This is a genomic window from Micromonospora sp. PLK6-60 (assembly GCF_019890675.1).
GTDB lineage: Bacteria > Actinomycetota > Actinomycetes > Mycobacteriales > Micromonosporaceae > Micromonospora.
Genome location: NZ_JAIOAA010000006.1, coordinates 268761 through 287047, shown reverse-complemented (window position 1 = coordinate 287047; position 18287 = coordinate 268761). Strand labels below are relative to the sequence as shown.

The 18287-nt window shown below is 74.6% G+C and carries 16 protein-coding genes and 1 riboswitch; of the genes, 8 read left to right on the top strand and 8 right to left on the bottom strand.

All coding sequences use genetic code 11. The features are described 5' to 3' along the window. Positions 1 to 22: 22 nt before the first annotated feature. The 6 genes from K7640_RS14725 to K7640_RS14700 all read right to left on the bottom strand — a co-directional run bounded on the left by K7640_RS14725 (position 23) and on the right by K7640_RS14700 (position 6367). Complete coding sequence (locus tag K7640_RS14725; protein WP_222955367.1) at positions 23 to 592, bottom strand: hypothetical protein; 570 nt, start codon at positions 590 to 592, stop codon at positions 23 to 25. A gap of 87 nt (positions 593 to 679) precedes the next feature. Further along, a complete protein-coding gene (locus K7640_RS14720; RefSeq protein WP_222955366.1) occupies positions 680 to 1438 on the bottom strand; it encodes an ATP/GTP-binding protein in 759 nt (252 codons plus the stop codon). Beyond that, a complete protein-coding gene (locus K7640_RS14715) occupies positions 1416 to 1880 on the bottom strand; it encodes a DUF742 domain-containing protein (RefSeq protein WP_222955365.1) in 465 nt (154 codons plus the stop codon). Before K7640_RS14715 ends, K7640_RS14720 begins: the two co-directional genes overlap by 23 nt. Then, on the bottom strand, positions 1877 to 2344 hold the full coding sequence (locus K7640_RS14710; RefSeq protein ID WP_222955364.1) for a roadblock/LC7 domain-containing protein: 468 nt from the start codon (positions 2342 to 2344) through the stop codon (positions 1877 to 1879). Before K7640_RS14710 ends, K7640_RS14715 begins: the two co-directional genes overlap by 4 nt. After that, a complete protein-coding gene (locus tag K7640_RS30600) occupies positions 2341 to 5214 on the bottom strand; it encodes a nitrate- and nitrite sensing domain-containing protein (protein WP_222955363.1) in 2874 nt (957 codons plus the stop codon). The genes K7640_RS14710 and K7640_RS30600 overlap by 4 nt, the downstream gene beginning before the upstream one ends. Beyond that, entirely contained in the window at positions 5201 to 6367 is a 1167-nt protein-coding gene (locus K7640_RS14700) for a hypothetical protein (protein WP_222955362.1), read from the bottom strand. The genes K7640_RS30600 and K7640_RS14700 overlap by 14 nt, the downstream gene beginning before the upstream one ends. A 372-nt stretch (positions 6368 to 6739) precedes the next feature. Here K7640_RS14700 and K7640_RS14695 point away from each other — a divergent pair, with 372 nt between their 5' ends. From K7640_RS14695 to K7640_RS14685, 3 genes are all read left to right on the top strand, one after another. Then, positions 6740 to 9607, top strand: a complete 2868-nt coding sequence (locus K7640_RS14695; RefSeq protein WP_222955361.1) for an alpha/beta fold hydrolase — start codon at positions 6740 to 6742, stop codon at positions 9605 to 9607. Beyond that, positions 9607 to 10524: an ABC transporter permease gene (locus K7640_RS14690; RefSeq protein ID WP_222955360.1), complete on the top strand. Its 918-nt coding sequence runs from the start codon at positions 9607 to 9609 to the stop codon at positions 10522 to 10524. The genes K7640_RS14695 and K7640_RS14690 overlap by 1 nt, the downstream gene beginning before the upstream one ends. Before the next feature lie 180 nt (positions 10525 to 10704). Continuing rightward, positions 10705 to 11154, top strand: a complete 450-nt coding sequence (locus K7640_RS14685; protein ID WP_222955359.1) for a DoxX family protein — start codon at positions 10705 to 10707, stop codon at positions 11152 to 11154. A 90-nt stretch (positions 11155 to 11244) separates the two neighbouring features. Here the strand turns inward: K7640_RS14685 and K7640_RS14680 are convergent, their stop codons facing one another. After that, a complete protein-coding gene (locus tag K7640_RS14680) occupies positions 11245 to 11550 on the bottom strand; it encodes a helix-turn-helix transcriptional regulator (RefSeq protein ID WP_222955358.1) in 306 nt (101 codons plus the stop codon). 90 nt (positions 11551 to 11640) lie between these two features. Here K7640_RS14680 and K7640_RS14675 point away from each other — a divergent pair, with 90 nt between their 5' ends. The 4 genes from K7640_RS14675 (at position 11641) to paaN (ending at position 17153) form a co-directional block, all read left to right on the top strand. Continuing rightward, positions 11641 to 12621 carry a DMT family transporter gene (locus K7640_RS14675; protein ID WP_222955357.1) on the top strand — a complete coding sequence of 327 codons (981 nt, stop codon included), beginning with the start codon at positions 11641 to 11643 and terminating at the stop codon, positions 12619 to 12621. Between the two features lie 102 nt (positions 12622 to 12723). Further along, positions 12724 to 12856, top strand: a riboswitch (SAM riboswitch). Between the two features lie 11 nt (positions 12857 to 12867). Then, a complete protein-coding gene (thrC, locus tag K7640_RS14670; RefSeq protein WP_222955356.1) occupies positions 12868 to 14157 on the top strand; it encodes a threonine synthase in 1290 nt (429 codons plus the stop codon). A 250-nt stretch (positions 14158 to 14407) separates the two neighbouring features. Beyond that, positions 14408 to 15427 carry a GNAT family N-acetyltransferase gene (locus K7640_RS14665; protein WP_222955355.1) on the top strand — a complete coding sequence of 340 codons (1020 nt, stop codon included), beginning with the start codon at positions 14408 to 14410 and terminating at the stop codon, positions 15425 to 15427. A 52-nt stretch (positions 15428 to 15479) separates the two neighbouring features. Beyond that, positions 15480 to 17153, top strand: a complete 1674-nt coding sequence (gene paaN, locus K7640_RS14660; RefSeq protein ID WP_222955354.1) for a phenylacetic acid degradation protein PaaN — start codon at positions 15480 to 15482, stop codon at positions 17151 to 17153. A gap of 172 nt (positions 17154 to 17325) precedes the next feature. Here paaN and K7640_RS14655 read toward each other — a convergent pair whose 3' ends face one another. After that, entirely contained in the window at positions 17326 to 17844 is a 519-nt protein-coding gene (locus tag K7640_RS14655) for a GNAT family N-acetyltransferase (RefSeq protein WP_255608997.1), read from the bottom strand. A 224-nt stretch (positions 17845 to 18068) separates the two neighbouring features. Here K7640_RS14655 and K7640_RS14650 point away from each other — a divergent pair, with 224 nt between their 5' ends. Continuing rightward, positions 18069 to 18272 (top strand): cold-shock protein, encoded by a 204-nt coding sequence (locus K7640_RS14650; protein ID WP_067305333.1) that lies wholly within the window; start codon positions 18069 to 18071, stop codon positions 18270 to 18272. Positions 18273 to 18287 lie beyond the last annotated feature (15 nt).

Below are 18287 nucleotides of genomic sequence, written 5' to 3'. Positions count from 1 at the left end.
GACGGGACCGCAGCGGCGGGCCTCACCGTGCCGGGCCGTCGCCGGTCAGCAGCGACGGGTCGCGCCGGATGAGGGCGGCCAGCCGGGCCGCCGGATCGTCACCGGGGGAGTCGCCGCCGGCAGTGTCCGGCGCCGGCCAGGCGGGCGGGGGCCCGGGTGGGGCGGGCCGCGCCACCGCGCCCGGCTCGGCCGGCCCGACCCGCAGCGGGTACGTCCGCCCGTCGTACTCCACCCGCAGCTGCACCGTGACGCCCGGGTGCTCGGCGACCACCCGGCGCACCGCCTCGGCGACCTCCGCCACCGGGTCCCGTTCCGCGCCGTGCCCCCCGGCCGGCGCCCCCCGGTGCGGCGCCGCCCGGCCACCGCTCTGCGGACCGGCGTTCGGCCGCCCCCCGACCGGCCGGCCGGCGCCTGCCGGCCCGCCCCCTGCCGGCCCGCCCCCTGCCGGTCCGACCGCTGCCGGTCCGACCGCTGCCGGTCCGGCCTCCGGGCCGTCGGTCGCGGCCCGCTCGGTCTCCTCGGCGTCGCCCCGCCGGCGCAGCTCCTCCCGCCGCGCCAACCGGGCCAGTGTGTCGTCCAGACCGCCTCGCACGCATCCCCCCTCCTGTGCCGGCTCCGGCTCGCCGCGGCCGGTGCCGCGCCACGACCCGGAGCCGCCCTCCGCTGCCACCGCCGGGCCTCAGGCCCCCCGATCCCTGGTCGCCCGGTCCAACGCCCGGTCCAGGACGACCAGGAGGGCGTCCCGCACCGAGAGCCGCTCCCGGGCGTCGAACTGCACCAGCGGCACGTGGTCCTCGATGGCCAGCGCCCACCGGATCGCGGTGAGGTCGTGGGCCAGCCGGCCGTCGAAGGCGTTCACCCCCACCACGAACGGCAGCCCGGCCCGCTCGAAGAAGTCGATCGCCGGATAGCAGTCGTCGAGCCGGGCGCTGTCCACCACCACGAGCGCGCCGAGCGCGCCCCGGGCCAGGTCGTCCCACATGAAACCGAACCGCGCCTGCCCCGGCGTGCCGAAGAGATAGAGCTTCAGGCTGCGATCGATGGTGACGCAACCGAAATCCATCGCCACGGTCGTGGTGGTCTTCGCCGAGCGCATGCCCGGGTCGTCCACACCGATCCCGGCGGTGGTCATCTCCGCCTCCGTGGTCAGCGGGGCGATCTCGGAGATGGCGGCGACGCTCGTCGTCTTGCCGACCCCGAAACCACCGGCGATGAGGATCTTGACCGGGATCGGCGGCGCGGCCGTGGGCCTGGGCGGGGATCCCGCCGGGGCCACCGTCATGGCCGGCGGCGGCACCACCGGCACCCGGGGCGCCGCCCGGCCGCGCTCCGCCGCCGGCGCCGGGCCGGTCGGGTACCCGTAACGGCCACCGGCGCTGTTGGCCGAGAGGCCGCCCGGTGGGTTCGGTGGCCACTCAGGAGATCGCACGTAGTCCATCGATCACTCGCAGGATGAGTTCGGGGTCATGGACGTCCGGGACGTCCGTGACGTGGACGTCGAGGTGCCCGGCGGCCCGCAGGTCACCGACCAGGACCCGGGTCACGCCGAAGTGCAGCCGGGTCTTGGCCGAGATCTCGGCCACCGAGATCGGTTCCCCGCAGAGCGCCACGATCGTCCGCAACTCCGGCGCCAGGTGGCCGGTCAGGACGCCGGGCGGCTGCACCGGGCAGGCGGTCACCTGGGTCTCCAGGCCGATCGCCGGGTCCGCGCCGGCCACCCGGCCGGCGGTGAGCACGAAGGGTCGCGGTCCGTCGGGCCGCTCGGGATCGGCGGACGCGGGCACCGGCCCGTACCCGCCGGTCGACGACGTCCGCAGGTAGGGGCGGATCCGGACCGTCGGTTCCGGATCGGGCCCCTGCCCGGTGACGTCGGGGTTCATTGCTGGACGGCGTTCTTCAGCTCGGCGATCAGGCGGGGGGTCAGCGCGCCGCCGGCCCGGCCGGCGAAGAGCGTCATCTCGTACGCGACGGTGCCCAGGTTGGCCGAGCGGTCGGCGACCACGCCCAGCACCGAGCCGCTGCTGATCGCGCTGATCAGCAGGTAGCCGTCGGCCATGTCCACGATCACCCGGTTCAGCCCGCCCAGCGCGTACCAGCTGGCGGCGCCCCCGGCCAGGCTGGTCATGCCCGAGACCACGGCGGCCAGCCGCTCCGCGTTGGACCGGTCCTTGATCGCGGACATCGCCATCAGCAGCCCGTCGGAGGAGACGGCGATCGCCTCCATCACCCCCGCCGTGCTGGAGGTGAACGAGTCCAGCAGCCAGTTGAAGGTGCGCGCCTCCGGGCTCAGTTCCGCGGCGGTGGTCTGGGGTTCGACGTTGTCGTGCAGGAAAGGGCTGGTCACCGTGATCCTTCTTCGTTGCGGCGGTCTGGACTGACTTCGCGCAGAGCACGGGCGACGCCCGCCTCGAACTCGGTGATGAGGGCGCGTACCTCCGACGGGTCGCCCGGGCCGGTGCTGCCCGGCGGCGGGGCCGGCGGGGTGACGGTCAGGTTGGCGCCGGGCACCCGGCGGCTCAGCCGCGGCCGGTCCCGGCTGGCGACGGCCACCGGCTCGGCCGGCGGCGGCCAGCTGCCGGGGCGGTGCCGCTCGGCCCGGCGTACCCCGGACTGGAACTCCTCGACCAGCGCGCGGGCGGCCGCCGGGTCGGCTCCGGCCACGTCCGCCGGTGGGGTGGCCGGCCGGGCCGGGGACAGGCTGGCGCCCGGTACCCGGCGGCTCGGCGGTCGCCCGCCGGCGGACGCGGGGGCCACGGTCCTGCCCGGCGAGCCGGCCGCCCCGGGGCCGGTGGTCCCGACCGGCCACCCGGCGGTCGCGAGCGGTTGGGTGGTCTCGGTGGGCGCGGTGCCGGCGGTCGCGCGCGGTCTGGTGGCCTCGGCGGTCCCGGCGGTCGCGAGTGGTCCGGTGGTTTCGGCGGTGCCGGCGGTCGCAGTGGTCCCGGCGGTCGCGCGCGGTCCGGTGGTGCCGGCGGTCGCGGTGGGCGCGGGGGTGCCGGTGTGCGTCCGGGCTCCGCCGGGTGTGAATGGCGCGGTGGGGCCGGGCGCGGCCGGGTCTTCCGGTGGTGGGCCGGCCGGCGCCGGGGTGAGCTCCAGGAACTCGCTGATCCCGGCCGGCGCGGGCGGCAGCGGCACGGTGTCTCCCGCGCCGGAGCCGAAGGCGTCCCACGACTCGCCGGTCGCCATGCTGCGGGTGGCCCGGTTGAGCAGGTCCGAGTCGAATCCGCCGCCGGCCCCGGGATCGCCGGCCGGGCGCGGACCGGGGGAGGCGACGAGTTCCCGCCCGGGCTGGACCCGGTCCAGCGCGGCCGGCGCGCGTCGTTCCCGGGCCGGCACCGTGGCCCAGGCCACCGTCGCGCCCGCCCGGTCCGCCTCCCGGATCACCAGCAGCGCCATCGGGATCTCCAGCCGTGCGGTCACCCCGCCCCCGGCGGTGGGGACCAACTGCACCCGCAGGCCGTGCCGGCGGGCCAGCCGCCCCACCACGAAGAGCCCGAGCACCTCGGTCGGGGCCAGGTCGAGCCGTTCCCGCCGGGTCAGCCGGGCGTTCTCCTCGGCCAGCCGGTCCTCGGTCATGCCGAGGCCGCGGTCCACCACGTAGAGCCGGGCCCCGGCGTCGGTCAGCTCCCCGGCGACCAGCACCCGGGCGTGCGGCGGGGAGAAGACCGTGGCGTTCTCCATCAGCTCGGCCAGGACCAGCACCAGGTCACCGGCGACCGCCGGCGCCGCCGACACGCTCGGTGGCACCTGCACGTCCACCCGGGTGTAGTCCTCGATCTCGCCCAGCGCCAGCCGGACCACGTCGGCGAGCGCCACCGGGGCGACCGGCCCGTCCGACCCGGCCGACCCGGAGAGCACCACCAGGCTGCCGGCGTTGCGGCGCAGCCGGCTGGAGACGTGGTCCAGCCGGTAGAGCTGCTCCAGCCGCCGTGGGTCGGTCTCCTGCCGCTCCAGCTGGTCGATCAGCGCGATCTGCCGGCCCACCAGGTTCTGCGTACGCCGGCCCACGTGCCCGAACATCTGCGCCACGTTCCGCCGGCCGGCGACCTGCCGCTCCACCAGCCGGGCGGCGGTGTGCTGCACCCGCTCGAAGGCCCGGGCCAGGTCACCGATCTCGTCCCGGGCCCGGACGTCCACCGGGTCGAGGCGCACCGGCGGCACCGCCTCGGTCTCGTCGTCGGCCACCCGGGTCAGCTCCGCCTCGGCGACCCGGGCGACCCGCTCGGCGGAGCGGGTGAGCCGGCTCAGCGGCCGGGACACGGTACGGGCCACCGTCATGCTGAGCAGCACCACGAGCAGCAGGATCACCGCCGCCGCCACGGCGACCGCCCAGGCGGTGATCAGCGCGTCCCGCTCCTCGGTACGGGTCTCCGCGATGACGTCGGCGACGACCTTCTTCTCCACGAACTGGCCCAGCGTGATCATCGAGCGGACCGAGGGGAAGAGGGCGTCCAGCGGCACCGGGGCGATCGCCGCGACCGGATCCCGGATGCTGTCGACCAGGAAGGTCGGGCTGGTCCGGGCGGCCACCGCCGCGTCGTCCAGCAGCGCCAGCTTGAGCTGCTCCGGCGTGATCAGCTTGCGGAACCGGTCGTTGTCCACGTCGAGCGCCGCCATGCAGGCGATGTACGAGCCGGACACCCGCGGGTCACCGGTCGCCTTGACCAGCACGATCTGGGTGGCGCACGAGCTCAACTTCTCGTCGGTGCGCAGCAGCGCGTCCAGCGCGAGCACCTGCCGCCCGGCCGAGGTGTCGGTGTCCACCTGGAACGGCAGCCGCAGCGCGTCGATCAGGGCGGTGTCGACCGCGGCGAAGATGGTCAGGATCTGTTCCGGCGTGGCCCGGCCGGCGAGCACCGCGGTGCGGACGTCGGCCAGTTTGCGTACCCCGTCGAGGGCCTCGCCGACCGGCGCCGGCATCGACTCGGCGCGCAGGTCGGCGACCCGGTCGTTGACGGTCGCGGACTTCTGCACCAGTTCCGTGCGGGTGACCCGCCCGAGCAGCAACCCGATCGAGAGCAGGCGTTCCTGCTGGAGATCCTGGACCAGGCTGCCGATCCGGCTCGCCACGCGGACCGTCTCGGCGGTGTCCGCGGCCCGCTGGGCGGCGGCCACCCGGTCGATGACCACCGGCACGGCCAGCCCGACCATGCTGAGCAGCGGGATGATCACCAGCAGGGCGAGCTTGCCCCGGATCCGCAATCTAGCGAGCAGCATCGAACGGCCTCCACCGCTCGGCATCGGCGCGCCCGCCCACCGCGACGGGTGGGCGGTCGACGTCCCGGGCGACGACCGGCGGGTCCGGGCGCAGCGTCGTGGGCGGCCCGGCCCGGTCCGGTGTCCGGGGCACCTCGGCGGCCCGGGGCCGGCCCCGGCGCAGCGCCACGGCCAGCCCGACGAGCAGCGCGATCGCCACCCCGGCCGCGAACCGGGCCAGCGTCCGGTCCCGGTCGAGCGCGTCCAGCCGCTCCTTCAGCAGCGCGTCGAGCTGGTCGAGGATGACCGTGCGGAGCTGCTTGGCGGCGGCCTGGGCGGCGAGCCCGGCGCGGGTGAGGTCGTCGCTGCTCGGCGCGGCCCGGCCGGCGCCCGGGGCGGAGAACGCGGTGAACGCCTCGAGCGAGCGCTGGTAGGTGTCCAGCGGGGTGAGCACGTTGGCGCCCAGGTCGGTGCTCTCCGAGCTGTCCACCGCCGCGCGCAGGTCGGCGACCAGGTCGTTGGCCGGGCCGAACGCGGCCACCCGCAGCTCGGCCAGCTCGAGGCCGGTCTTCGCCTGCTCGGCGGCGGGGCGCCGGGGCGCCAGCCGGACCAGGTCGGCGAGTCGGCCGGCCAGCACCGTCGCGGTGGGCAGGTCCCCGCCGATGCCGTCCTGGAGGAAGAACGAGTCGACCCGGGGGTCGCGGATCAGGCCGGAGGATTCCCGTACCTTCCGGTAGAGCGCCAGCAGCAGGTCGTTGGCCTCCCCGTACGCCTGGTAGGCCGCCTCGGGGTCGCCGAGCCCGCGGTCCGGCAGCCCCTCGATCTTGGCCCGCAGCCCGGCCCAGCGCTCGTGGCTGCGCAGCTCGTCGCCGACGGCGTTGTCCACCTCCGCCACCTGTTCGATCGCGGCGTTGAGCGCCGCGCGGGAGACCGGCGCCCGGGCGACCGCGGTGGACTGGGCCTCCACCAGGGCGTCGGTGACCGGCCCGAGGGCGCGCAGGTAGCGGACGCCGAGCCGTTCCCGGGCGGCCAGGTCGCGGTCGTCGGTGGTGTTCCCGTCGTTCTGCGCGAAGAGCAGGCCGAGCGGGGCGACCAGCGCCAGCGCCAGCAACAGGGGCAGGGCGCGGCCCGGTACGGAGGGCCGCCGACGGACCCGCGGCGCGGGGACTGTCATGGTCTGTCTCCTCCGGCGACACCGGGACGATCGGTACACCGGCGGTCGCCGTACGCAGTCCCGTGCACCGGACCGCAAATTAGTCGAACCGGACGCGGCGGGGATCCCGCTAGTCGAGTCGGCTTCACGTCAGTTGAGCGGGCGTCACCAGCTGTGAAAGTGACTGACACGTAGCGTCCGATCGCACCACCGAGACGTGACATCGACGGTGGTTTGCGGCTGTAGATGTGAATTCACGTGATCCGAATACATCCCGCTGGGATTCTCTGGACGTTCCGCAGTCGGGGGATGGCCCGCGCCGAACGGCGCAACCGGACGAACGTACGGCGGATCTCAGGGAACGCTCAGGTTCCGGGCCGTACCGTTTCCGGAATGAGGTCACCGTTGTCGGGCGCCCGGGTCCGACGTGTGCTGTCCACCCGGCGGCGGATCGTGGCCGCCGCGGTGGTCGTCGTGCTGCTGGCCGCGGCGCTGGTCTGGCTGGCCCGGCCGGGCGGGGACGGGTTCCGCACCGAGTTCGCGCCGCTCACCGTCCGGTCCGGACCGGCCGGGGACGAGCCGGTCGACCTGGACACCACGCTCTATCTGCCCGGTGACGCCTCGGCGGCCAACCGGGTGCCGGCGGTGCTGCTGGCGCACGGCTTCGGCGGCACCAAGGACTCGGTCCGCGCCGACGCCGAGGACCTGGTCGCCCGGGGCTACGCGGTGCTGACCTGGACCGCCCGGGGCTTCGGCCGCAGCGGCGGCCAGATCCACCTGGACAACCCGGACTACGAGATCCGGGACGCGCAGCGGCTGCTCGACTGGCTGGCCGACCGCCCGGAGATCCGCACCGACTCGGCCGGTGACCCCCGGGTCGGCGTGGTCGGCGGCTCGTACGGCGGCGGGCTGGCACTGCTGCTCGCCGCGCAGGACCAGCGGGTGGACGCCATCGTCCCGATGATCACCTGGAACGACCTGTCCCGCGCCTTCCTGCCGGAGAGCACCGGCCGGCCGGCCACCGACGGCGTGTTCAAGAAGGGCTGGGCCGGCATCTTCTTCGGCGGTGGCGGCAACGCCGGTTCCGGGCCGGCCGGCATCGGCGGCACCTCGGCCGCCCTGCCGGAGGGCGCGCCCGCCTCCGCCGGCCCGCCCAGCCCCGGGCCGGGTGCTGGTCCGGGGTCCGGCCCCGGCCGCGGGCCGACGGGCGCCGCCGACCCGTCCTGCGGGCGGTTCGCCGCCGACGTCTGCGCCGCCTACCTGCGCATCGCCACCACCGGGCGGGCCGACCAGGCGGCGGTGGACCTGCTGCGCCGGTCCAGCCCGGCCGGCGTGCTGGACCGGATCAAGGCCCCGACCCTGCTGGTGCAGGGCGAGGCGGACACCCTCTTCCCGCTGGCCGAGGCGGACGCCAACGCCCGGGGCATCGCCGCCACCGGCACCCCGGTCCGGATCGCCTGGTTCACCGGGGGCCACGACGGCGGCGCCGGCCCGCAGACCGACTCCGACCGGGTGAAGTTCCTGACCGCGCAGTGGCTGGACCACTACGTCAAGGGCGCGGGGGCGGCGCCCGGCAACGACTTCACCTTCTCCCGGATCGCCGGCTTCGACGCCCTCGACCGGGGGCTGGTGGCCACCGGCTACCGCACCACCGACTATCCCGGGCTGGCCGGCACCGCCCGGCGGGAGGTGGCGGTGACCGGGCCGGCCCAGCCGGTCGCCAACCCGCCGAACGGCAACCCGGCGGCGATCTCCTCGGTGCCGTTCGCCGGCGCGCTCGGCTCGCTGCTCGACGGGGTGGCCGGCGACATCCCCGGCCAGCACGCCCGGTTCGAGTCCGCGCCGCTGGACGAGGCGGTGGACGTGGTGGGCGCGCCCACCGTGCGGATCCGGGCCGCCTCCCCGACCGGCGAGGCGGTGCTCTTCGTCAAGCTCTACGACGTCGACCCGAACGGTGCCGCGGCGCTGCCCGACGGGCTGGTCGCCCCGGTCCGGCTGACCGGGCTGCCGAAGTCCGTGGACGCCGCCACCCCGGTCGAGGTGACCATGCCGGGGATCGTCCGGCGGATCGAGGCCGGGCACCGGCTGCGGGTGGTGGTGGCCACCTCCGACCAGGCGTACACCACGCCCGCCGAGCCCACCGTCTACACGGTGGCGGCCGGCGACGGCCCGCTGACCCTGCCCACGGTCGCCGGGGAGCCCATTCCGACCACCGCCGCCGTCTGGCGCTGGGTGCTGGCCGGGCTGCTCGCCGCGATCGTGGTCGGGCTCGTCGTGGTCGTGCTGCTCGCCCGCCGCCGGCACCGCCGCCAGGACCGCTCCGTGCACCCGGAGTACGCGGGCGTCCCGCTCGTCGTCCGGGACCTCCGCAAGGAGTACGCGGACGGCTTCGTCGCCGTCTCCCACGTGGACTTCGAGGTGCACCCCGGTCAGGTGATGGGCCTGCTCGGGCCGAACGGCGCCGGCAAGACCACCACGCTGCGGGTGCTGATGGGGCTGACCCAGCCGACCGCCGGGGAGATCTACGTCTTCGGCCACCGGCTGGTCCCCGGCTCGCCGGTGCTGTCCCGGATCGGCGCGCTGGTCGAGGGCCCCGGCTTCCTGCCGCATCTGTCCGGGCTGGAGAACCTCAAGGCGTACTGGCGGGCGACCGGGCGGCCGGCGGCCGACGCGCACTTCGAGCAGGCGCTGGAGATCGCCGGGCTGGGCGACTCGGTGCACCGCAAGACCCGCAAGTACAGCCACGGCATGCGCCAGCGGCTGGCCATCGCGCAGGCCATGCTCGGCCTGCCCGAGCTGCTGGTGCTGGACGAGCCGACCGACGGGCTGGACCCGCCGCAGATCGCCGAGATGCGCCGGGTGCTCCAGCGCTACGCCACCGGCGGCCGGGCGGTGCTGGTCTCCAGCCACCTGCTGGCCGAGGTGGAGCAGACCTGCACCCACGCGGTGGTGGTCAACAAGGGCCGGATCGTGGCCTCCGGGCCGGTCGAGGAGATCGTCGGCGAGTCGCCGAGCGTGCTGTTCGAGGTGAGCGACCCGGAGGCGGCCCGGACCGTGCTGGACCGGCTGGACGGCGTACGGGTGCTGCCGGACGGTGACGGGCAGTTGGTGGTGGACACCAACGGCACCGCGCGCAGCGAGGTGGTGGCCGAGCTGGTCCGCGCCGGCATCGGGGTGGACCGGGTGGTGCCGCGGCGGCGGCTGGAGGACGCGTTCCTCGCCCTGGTGGGCGAGAACTCTCGGGGAAGCGGGGACCGGTGATGGCGGGTTCGTCGGTGGGAGCGTCCGAGGGCGCGGGTTCGTCCGGCGCGGGCGCGCCGGGCACGGGTGGCGCGGCGCGCGGCTACCGGCCGTCGGCGACGCTGCCGTTCGCGGCGGAGTTCCGGCGGCAGGCGTCGCGTCGGCGTACCCAGCTCGCGCTGGGGTTCATGGTGCTGCTGCCGATCATCATCCTGATCGCCTTCCAGTTCGAGTCGGGCGACGACGACGGCAACGGCCGGGGCGAGTTCGCCAGCCTCGCCGACCTGGCCACCTCGGGCGGGTTGAACTTCACCCTCTTCTCGATCCTGGTCTCGGCGTCGTTCCTGCTGGTCGTGGTGGTCGCGTTGTTCTGCGGCGACACGGTGGCCAGCGAGGCGAGCTGGGGCAGCCTGCGCTACCTGCTGGCGGTGCCGGTGCCCCGGGCCCGGCTGCTCACCGTGAAGCTGGTGGTCGCGCTGGCGTACTCGCTGCTGGCGCTGCTGCTGCTCGCCGGCACCGCCCTGCTGGCCGGCACCCTCCGGTACGGCTGGTCGCCCCTGCGCAGTCAGGTCGCCGCCGAGCTGGCGCCGGGGGAGGGGGTGCTGCGGCTGCTCGCGGTGCTCGGCTACCTGGCGGTCGTCCTGCTGGTGGTGGCCGGGTTGGCGTTCCTGCTCTCGGTGACCACGGACGCCGCGCTGGGCGCGGTCGGCGGCGCGGTGCTGCTCTGGATCCTGTCCAGCATCCTCGACCAGATCACCGCGCTCGGCGCGCTGCGCGACTTCCTGCCCACCCACTACAGCAGCGCCTGGCTGGGGCTGCTGTCCACGCCGGTGCAGACCGACGACGTGGTGCGCGGGGCGATCTCGGCGATCAGCTACGCGACGCTGTTCTGGGCGCTCGCCTACTGGCGGTTCACCCGCAAGGACGTCACCAGCTGAGGTGAAAGCAAGGGCCCCCGCTTAACGCATTCGGTAGAGGAGGGGGCTCCGCTTAACACCGGCGCCCACATCATGGGAGCGTTCCCATGGGATTGTCCCGCACGCAAGGATTCGATTAACTTCAATCTCCCGGCCCGCCATCCTGGAGCTCGTCCGATACCCGTCCCAGGAGGGCTTTCCATGATCCCGGCGCAGTTGAACGGCCCCGTACTCTCCCTGTTCCGCATCGTCACCGGCGTGCTCTTCGTGTGCCACGGCGCGGCGTCGATCTTCGGCGTCCTCGGCGGCAACCCGGCCACCGGCGGGGCGATCCCGCTCGGCGCCTGGCCCGGCTGGTGGGCCGCGTTGATCCAGCTGGTCTGCGGCGCGCTGGTGCTGGTCGGGCTGGTCACCCGGCCCGCCGCGCTGCTCGCCTCCGGCTCGATGGCATACGCGTACTTCGTGGTGCACCAGCCGCACGATCTGCTGCCGCTGCGCAACGGCGGTGAGCTGGCCGCGCTCTTCTGCTGGTCGTTCCTGCTGGTCGCGGTGCTCGGCCCGGGCAGCTGGGCGCTCGACGCCCTGCTGTCCCGCCGCCGCGCCGCGCTGGTGGACGCCACCCCCGACTCCGGCGCGTCCGTTCCCGCCTGAGTCCCGCCGCCGAGTGCCCGCCTCGGGTGCGTTTGTGGTCGCCGGGACGGCCGCAACCGCACCCGAGGGGCGGGCCGGCGGCCGCGCGGGTCAGGGCCGGGTCGGGGCGGCGAGGACCGCGTCGAGCAGGCCCGGGTAGGCCCGCTCCAGCTCGTCGCGGCGCAGCCGGACGTACCGGCTGGTGCCGGCGACCCGGGTCCGGGTCAGGCCCGCCTCGCGCAGCACCTTGAAGTGGTGGCTCCGGGTGGCCTTGGCGACGCCCAGCTCGAAGGTGCCGCAGATCCGCTCGTCGCCCCCGGCCAGCGCGCGCACGATCTCCAGCCGTACGTCGTCGGCGAGCGCCGACAGGACGGCGGTCACCGGCACCTCGCGCAGTTCGGGTTCGTGCAGCTCCATGTGACCATGGTAACCGATGTTCGACTTTCGTCGAACAAGCTCCTAGGGTCGATCCCGTTAGTTCGATCGTACTCGAACATAGGAGCTGTGATGCGCTCTCGGTCCGCCGTCGGCTTCCCGCTGCTCGCCGTGCTCGGCTGGGGCGCGATGTTCCCGATCCTGGCCAGCGCGCTGGGCCGGGTCGACGCGCTCAACCTCACCGTCGCCCGGTACCTGCCGGCCACCGCCGCCTTCGTCGTCCTGCTGCTGCTCCGGGAGGGCCGCGCCGGGCTGCGTACCGACGGGCGGACCGGCGAGGTGGTGGTGCTGGGCATCGTCGGGTTCGCCGGCTTCAACGTGCTGGCCAACCTGGCCCTCGGGTACGCCGCGCCGCAGCAGGTGGCGCTCTTCGTCGCCACCAGCCCGCTGGTCACCCAGCTGGTCCGCTGGGCCCGCGACGGGGTACGGCCCCGGCCGGCGCTGCTGGCGTACACCCTGGTCGCCCTCGTCGGGGTCGGCCTGGTGATCACCCGCGGCCGGCTGGACGGCGTCGGCCAGTTCGGCACCGGCGGGCTGATGATGCTCGTCGGGGTGATCGGGTGGGCGGTCTACACGCACGGCGGCAGCCGGTTCGGCGGCTGGAGCCCGCTGCGCTACACCACGCTGACCGCGGTCGCCGGCACCCTCGCCATGGTGGCGGTCAGCGTGGTCGCCGACCTGGCCGGCTGGCAGCACGCGCCGGCCGCCGCCGACCTCGTCGCGGTCGCGCCGCAACTGGCGTACGCGGTGCTGCCCGGCACGCTGGTCGCGGTGCTGGCCTGGAACGTCGGTGCCCGCCGGCTCGGTGCGGCGAACGCCGCGTTGTTCATGAACCTGGTCCCGGTGACCACCTTCGCGATCGAGATCGCCCGCGGCTACCGGCCCGGCGCGGTGGAGCTGGTCGGCGCCGTGTTGACCATCGCCGCCCTGGTCGCCGCGAACCTGGCCACCCGGACGGCGGCCCCGGCACCCGCCCGGGCCGGCGCGCCCGGCCCGAAGGCCGTCACCGACCCGGTCGCGGTCACCGAGCCGGTGGCCGTGGTCGCCCGCTGACCTGCCCGCCCGCCGCCGGTGGCGGCGGCCGGTGGCTCACAGGCTGGGATCACGGCTGGGCGAGCGGCAGCACGCCGCCTAGACTCGGCGGCACAACTGAATACCTCATCCAGAGGGGCTGAGGGATACGGCCCGACGACGCCCCGGCAACCACCCGCACGCTCGACGACGAGCGACCGCGGGCAGGTGCCAATTCCGTCCCCGCCGCAGGGTGCGACGCGGGGAAAGATGAGAGGACTCCTCGACATGACGTCGACGCTTCCCGCCGTCTCCGGCATCGACACCACCGCCAGCCCGGCCCGCGCCCTGGTCTGCCGCGCCTGTTCGGCGCGGTACCCGCTGGCCGCCCAGCACGCCTGCTACGAGTGTTTCGGCCCGCTGGAGGTCGACTACGACGCGACCGCGCTGGCCGCCGTCACCCGGGAGCGGATCGAGGCCGGCCCGCAGAACATCTGGCGGTACGCGCCGCTGCTGCCCGCCGGCCAGGACCCGGCCACCCGGGTCACCCTGGACCCGGGACTCACCCCGCTGGTGGCCGCCCCGCACCTCGCCGCCGAGCTGGGCCTCACCGCGCCGCTCTGGGTGAAGGACGACAGCGCCAACCCCACCCACTCGTTCAAGGACCGGGTGGTGTCGGTGGCGCTGACCGCCGCGCGGGCGCTCGGCTTCACCCGCTTCGCCTGCGCCTCCACCGGCAACCTGGCCAACTCGGTGGCCGCGCACGCCGCCCGGGCCGGGGTGCCGTCGGTGGTGTTCATCCCCGGCGACCTGGAGCAGGGCAAGGTGGTCACCACCGCCGTCTACGGCGGCGAGCTGGTCGCCGTCGACGGCTCGTACGACGACGTGAACCGGCTCTGCGGCGAGCTGGTGGAGACCGACGAGTTCGAGGACACGGCGTTCGTCAACGTCAACGTCCGGCCGTACTACGCGGAGGGTTCCAAGACGCTCGGCTACGAGGTCGCCGAGCAGCTCGGCTGGCGGATCCCCGCCCAGGTGGTGATCCCGATGGCCTCCGGCGAGCTGCTCACCAAGATCGACAAGGCGTTCACCGAGCTGGTCGAGATCGGCCTGGTGGCGGCCCCGGCCGAGGGCTGGAAGGTCTTCGGCGCCCAGTCCGCCGGCTGCAACCCGATCGCCACCGCGCTGCACGACGGCCGGGACGCCATCACCCCGGTCAAGCCCACCGGCATCGCCAAGTCGCTGAACATCGGCGACCCGGCGGCCGGCCTCTACGCCCTGGAGGCGGTCCGCCGCACCGGCGGCTGGATGGAGTACGCCGACGACGACGAGATCCGCGCCGGGATCCGGCTGCTGGCCCGGACCACCGGCGTGTTCGCCGAGACCGCCGGCGGGGTCACCGTCGCGGTGCTGCGCAAGCTCGTCGAGTCCGGCAAGCTCGACCCGACCGCGGAGACCGTGGTGTTCAACACCGGCGAGGGCCTGAAGACCATCGACGCGGTCGCCGCCCAGGTCGGCCCCACCCACCGGATCAAGCCCTCGCTGCGCGCCGCCCGCGACAGCGGCCTGCTGTCCTGACCGCCGGACCGGAGCGTACCGATCGGTAAGTGGTCATTCGCCCTCCGTGGCGAAAAACCGCCGCCGAGGACTTGACGGCAGGATTCGGACGGCGGAAGATGCTCCGTGCGGGAGGGCGTTTCGCCGGAGACTTTTCAAGTTCTTACGACCCAGCGCCGGAGGCGTTGTGCGATCGTCCCTCCCGACCAGCCTCCGATCGGGCCAGCGAATATCGCTGGCCCGATCGCTTTTCCCGGGGCAGGCTCGCGGCATGGCCCTGACTGTCACGCCGTTCGACGCCACCGACCCGGCCGCGATCGACGCGGCGTACCGGATCGGCGTGGCCGCCCAGGCCGCCGACCTGCCGGACTTCCCGCCGCTCTGCCGGCGCCGCTTCGACGCCGCGCTGACCCACCCGATGCCGGGCAACGCGCCGCGCTGGGCGCTGGCCCGCCGCGACGGCGCCCCGGCCGGCTATCTGGCCCTGGACCTGCCGCAGTTGGAGAACACCGGCAACGCCACCGCCGACCTGGTCGTCCACCCCGACCACCGGCGGCGCGGGGTCGGCCGGGCGCTGCACGAACACGGCCTGCGGGTGCTCCGCGAGCAGGGCCGCAAGCGGTTGGTCGCGGTCACCCCCGGCGCGCTGCCCGGCGGCGTCGAGCGCTCGCCGGCCGGCGGCGCCTTCGCCGCCGCGATGGGCGCCCGGCCCGCGCTGGCCGAGGTACGCCGCCGGCTGGACGTCACCCGGCTCGACCAGCGCACCCTTGACGCGCTGGCCGCCGACGCCCGCGCGCACGCCGCCGGCTACCGGCTGGTGGCCTGGCAGGGCGACACCCCCGAGGAGTACGCCGCCGACGTCGCCTACCTCGACGGCCGGTTGCTGGCCGACGCGCCGGCGGGCGACCTGGTGTTGGAGGCGGAGCAGGTCGACGTGGACCGGCTGCGGGGCACCGAGCGGGCGCTGGCCGCCCGGGGCCGGCGGCGCTACCACCAGGCGGCGGTGCACGAGGCGACCGGCCGGTTGGTCGCCTGGACCCTGATCGACTCGGGCCCGAACGCCGACTGGCACGGGTATCAGCAGATCACCATCGTCGATCCGGCGCACCGGGGACACCGGCTCGGCCTGCTCGTCAAGATCGAGAACCTGCGGCAGGTGCGCGACCACGAACCGGCGCTGCGCGTCGTCGACACCTGGAACGCGGCGCAGAACACCCACATGGTGGCGATCAACGAGCGGCTCGGCTTCCAGCCGGTGGACGCCTGGACGGACTGGCAGTTGACCATCTGATCTGTGACACGGCCCTACTGATCCTGGGCCAACCTGTTGCATGATTGCGGGCATGACGGAGACCCCGCACCCCCTGTACGACAGGCACGCCGACACCCTCAGCCGGGCGCTGACCGCCATCTCGGAGCGCGGGTACTGGTCCGCCTACCCGGAGTCGCCCAGCCCCCGGGTGTACGGCGAGACCGCCGCCGCCGACGGCAAGGCCGCCTTCGAGGCGTACCTGGCCGCCGACTTCCCGCTGGACCAGCCGACCGACGGTGAGCGGGTCGCCACCGAGGCGAGCCCGTTCGGCGTCGCGCTGGACGTCCGCTACCCGCACGCCACCGCCGACCAGCTGGTGGGGGCCGCCACCGCCGCGCTGCCGGCCTGGCGGGACGCCGGCCCGCAGGCCCGGGCCGGGGTGTGCCTGGAGATCCTGGACCGGCTGCACAAGAACATCTTCGAGCTGGCCAACGCGGTGCAGTTCACCAGCGGCCAGGCCTTCGTGATGGCCTTCCAGGCCGGCGGCGCGCACGCGCTGGACCGGGCGCTGGAGGCGGTCGCCTACGCGTACGCGGAGATGACCCGGCACCCGGGGACGGCCGGCTGGGAGAAGGCCGCCGGCAAGGGCGACCCACTGCGGATGACCAAGACGTTCCACGTGGTGCCGCGCGGGGTGGCCCTGGTCATCGGCTGCAACACCTTCCCGACCTGGAACTCGTACCCGGGGCTGTTCGCCTCGCTGGTCACCGGCAACCCGGTGGTGGTCAAGCCGCACCCCCGCGCGGTGCTGCCGCTGGCGATCACCGTGAAGTACGCCCGCCAGGTGCTCGCCGAGGCCGGCTTCGACCCGAACCTGGTGCAGCTCGCCCCCGAGGCCGACGGCGAGAAGCTCGCCTCCACCCTGGCGCTGCACCCGGCCGTCAAGATCGTCGACTTCACCGGTTCCACCGAGTACGGCGACTGGCTGGAGGCCAACGCCCGGCAGGCCGCCGTCTACACGGAGAAGGCCGGCCTGAACACGGTGGTGGTCGACTCCACCGACGACTTCGCCGGGATGTGCCGCAACCTGGGCTTCACGCTCACCCTCTACAGCGGCCAGATGTGCACCACGTCGCAGAACCTGCTGATTCCCCGGGACGGCATCCCCACCGACCAGGGGCACAAGAGCTTCGACGAGGTGGCCGCCGGGATCGCCGCGGCCGTCGGCAAGCTCACCGCCGACCCGGCCCGGGGCGTCGAGCTGACCGGCGCGATCGTCAACGACGGCGTGCTGGAGCGCCTCGACGAGGTGACCAAGGTCGGCGAGCCGGTGCTGGAGTCGCGGACCGTCGAGCACCCGGCGTTCCCCGGCGCGGTGGTCCGTACGCCGGCCATCGTGAAGCTGGACGCGGGTGACACCGCGACCTACTCGCGGGAGTGGTTCGGGCCGATCTCGTTCGCCATCGCCACCGACTCCACCGAGCACAGCCTCCGGGTGCTGCGCGACACGGTGGGCGAGAAGGGCGCGCTGACCGCCGGCGTCTACTCGACCGACGAGGCGGTGCTGGACGCGGCCGAGGCGGCGGCGATCGACGCCGGCGTGCACCTGTCCTGCAACCTGACCGGCGGGGTGTTCGTCAACCAGTCGGCGGCGTTCTCGGACTTCCACGGCTCGGGCGCCAACGCCGCCGCCAACTCGGCGCTCACCGACGGCGCGTACGTGGCCAACCGGTTCCGGATCGTCCAGAGCCGCCGCCCCGCCTGACGTGTAAGGAGGGGGCCCTTCTTAACGCATTCTGTATAGGCGGGGCCCCCTATTAACACCCGCGCCCGCTGGCACCGCAGCGCCAGGCAGCCGCAGCGCCAGGCAGCCGCAGCGGCAGGTCGCCGGAGCGGCAGGCGGCGTCGGGTTGCCGGCGGGGCAGTGCGCCGGGGCGTCAGGCGGCCCGGCGCATCTGGAGCTCGCGGAGGGCGGGCACCGTGGGGTGGGGGACCCGGACGCCGGTGTCGGTGAAACCGAGCCGCCGGTAGGCGCGGACCGCGCGGTCGTTGCCGACCACCACCTCCAGCATCAGTTCCGGCCGTCCGCTGGCCCGGGACCAGTCGGCGACCGCCTCGACGAGGTCGCCGAGCAGGCCGCTGCCGCGGCGCGCGGGCGTGACGTAGACGGCGTACACCACGGTCAGCCCGGGCTCCGCCGGGGCGGCGATGCCGCCGGCGTGCCCGACCAGCCGGCCGCCCGGGTCGGCGACGAACTGCGCCGTCCGGTCCCCGGTCGACACCGCGGCGATCCGCGCCCGGTACGCCTCGTGCGGCCGCGCGGCGGCCTCCGCCAGGGTCTCCAGGAAGGCCAGCGGGGCGTCGGCCAGCATCTCCAGCCGAAGCGCGCGCATCCGGGCGGCGTCCTCCGGCCGCACCCGGCGGACGGCGACCGGCTCGGCGGGAACGCGCATCATGCCGCATGCATACCGCAGCGAACCGCAGGCCGGTGGGACGGGGGCAGAGACGGTCCTTTCCGCCCGTTTTGTGGTCGTGCGCCGCCGTCACGCCTCGTGTAGCGTGCGATTTCGGTCACCGGTTCAGCGACCGTCGATGATCGCGGAAACGGTGGTCCCCGGGTGCCGGCCCCGACCGGTGTCCCGAGGGTTGTGGAACGCCGCGCAGAGTGAGGAAGTGCACCGTGGCACAGGGCACCGTGAAGTGGTTCAACTCCGAAAAGGGCTACGGCTTCATCGCCGTCGACGGCGGGCAGGACGTCTTCGTCCACTTCTCCGCGATCGAGATGGACGGTTACAAGGCACTCGACGACGGCCAGCGGGTCGAGTTCGAGATCGCCCAGGGGCAGAAGGGTCCGCAGGCCGAGCGGGTCCGCGTCATCGCCTGAGCCGCCGCCCGACGC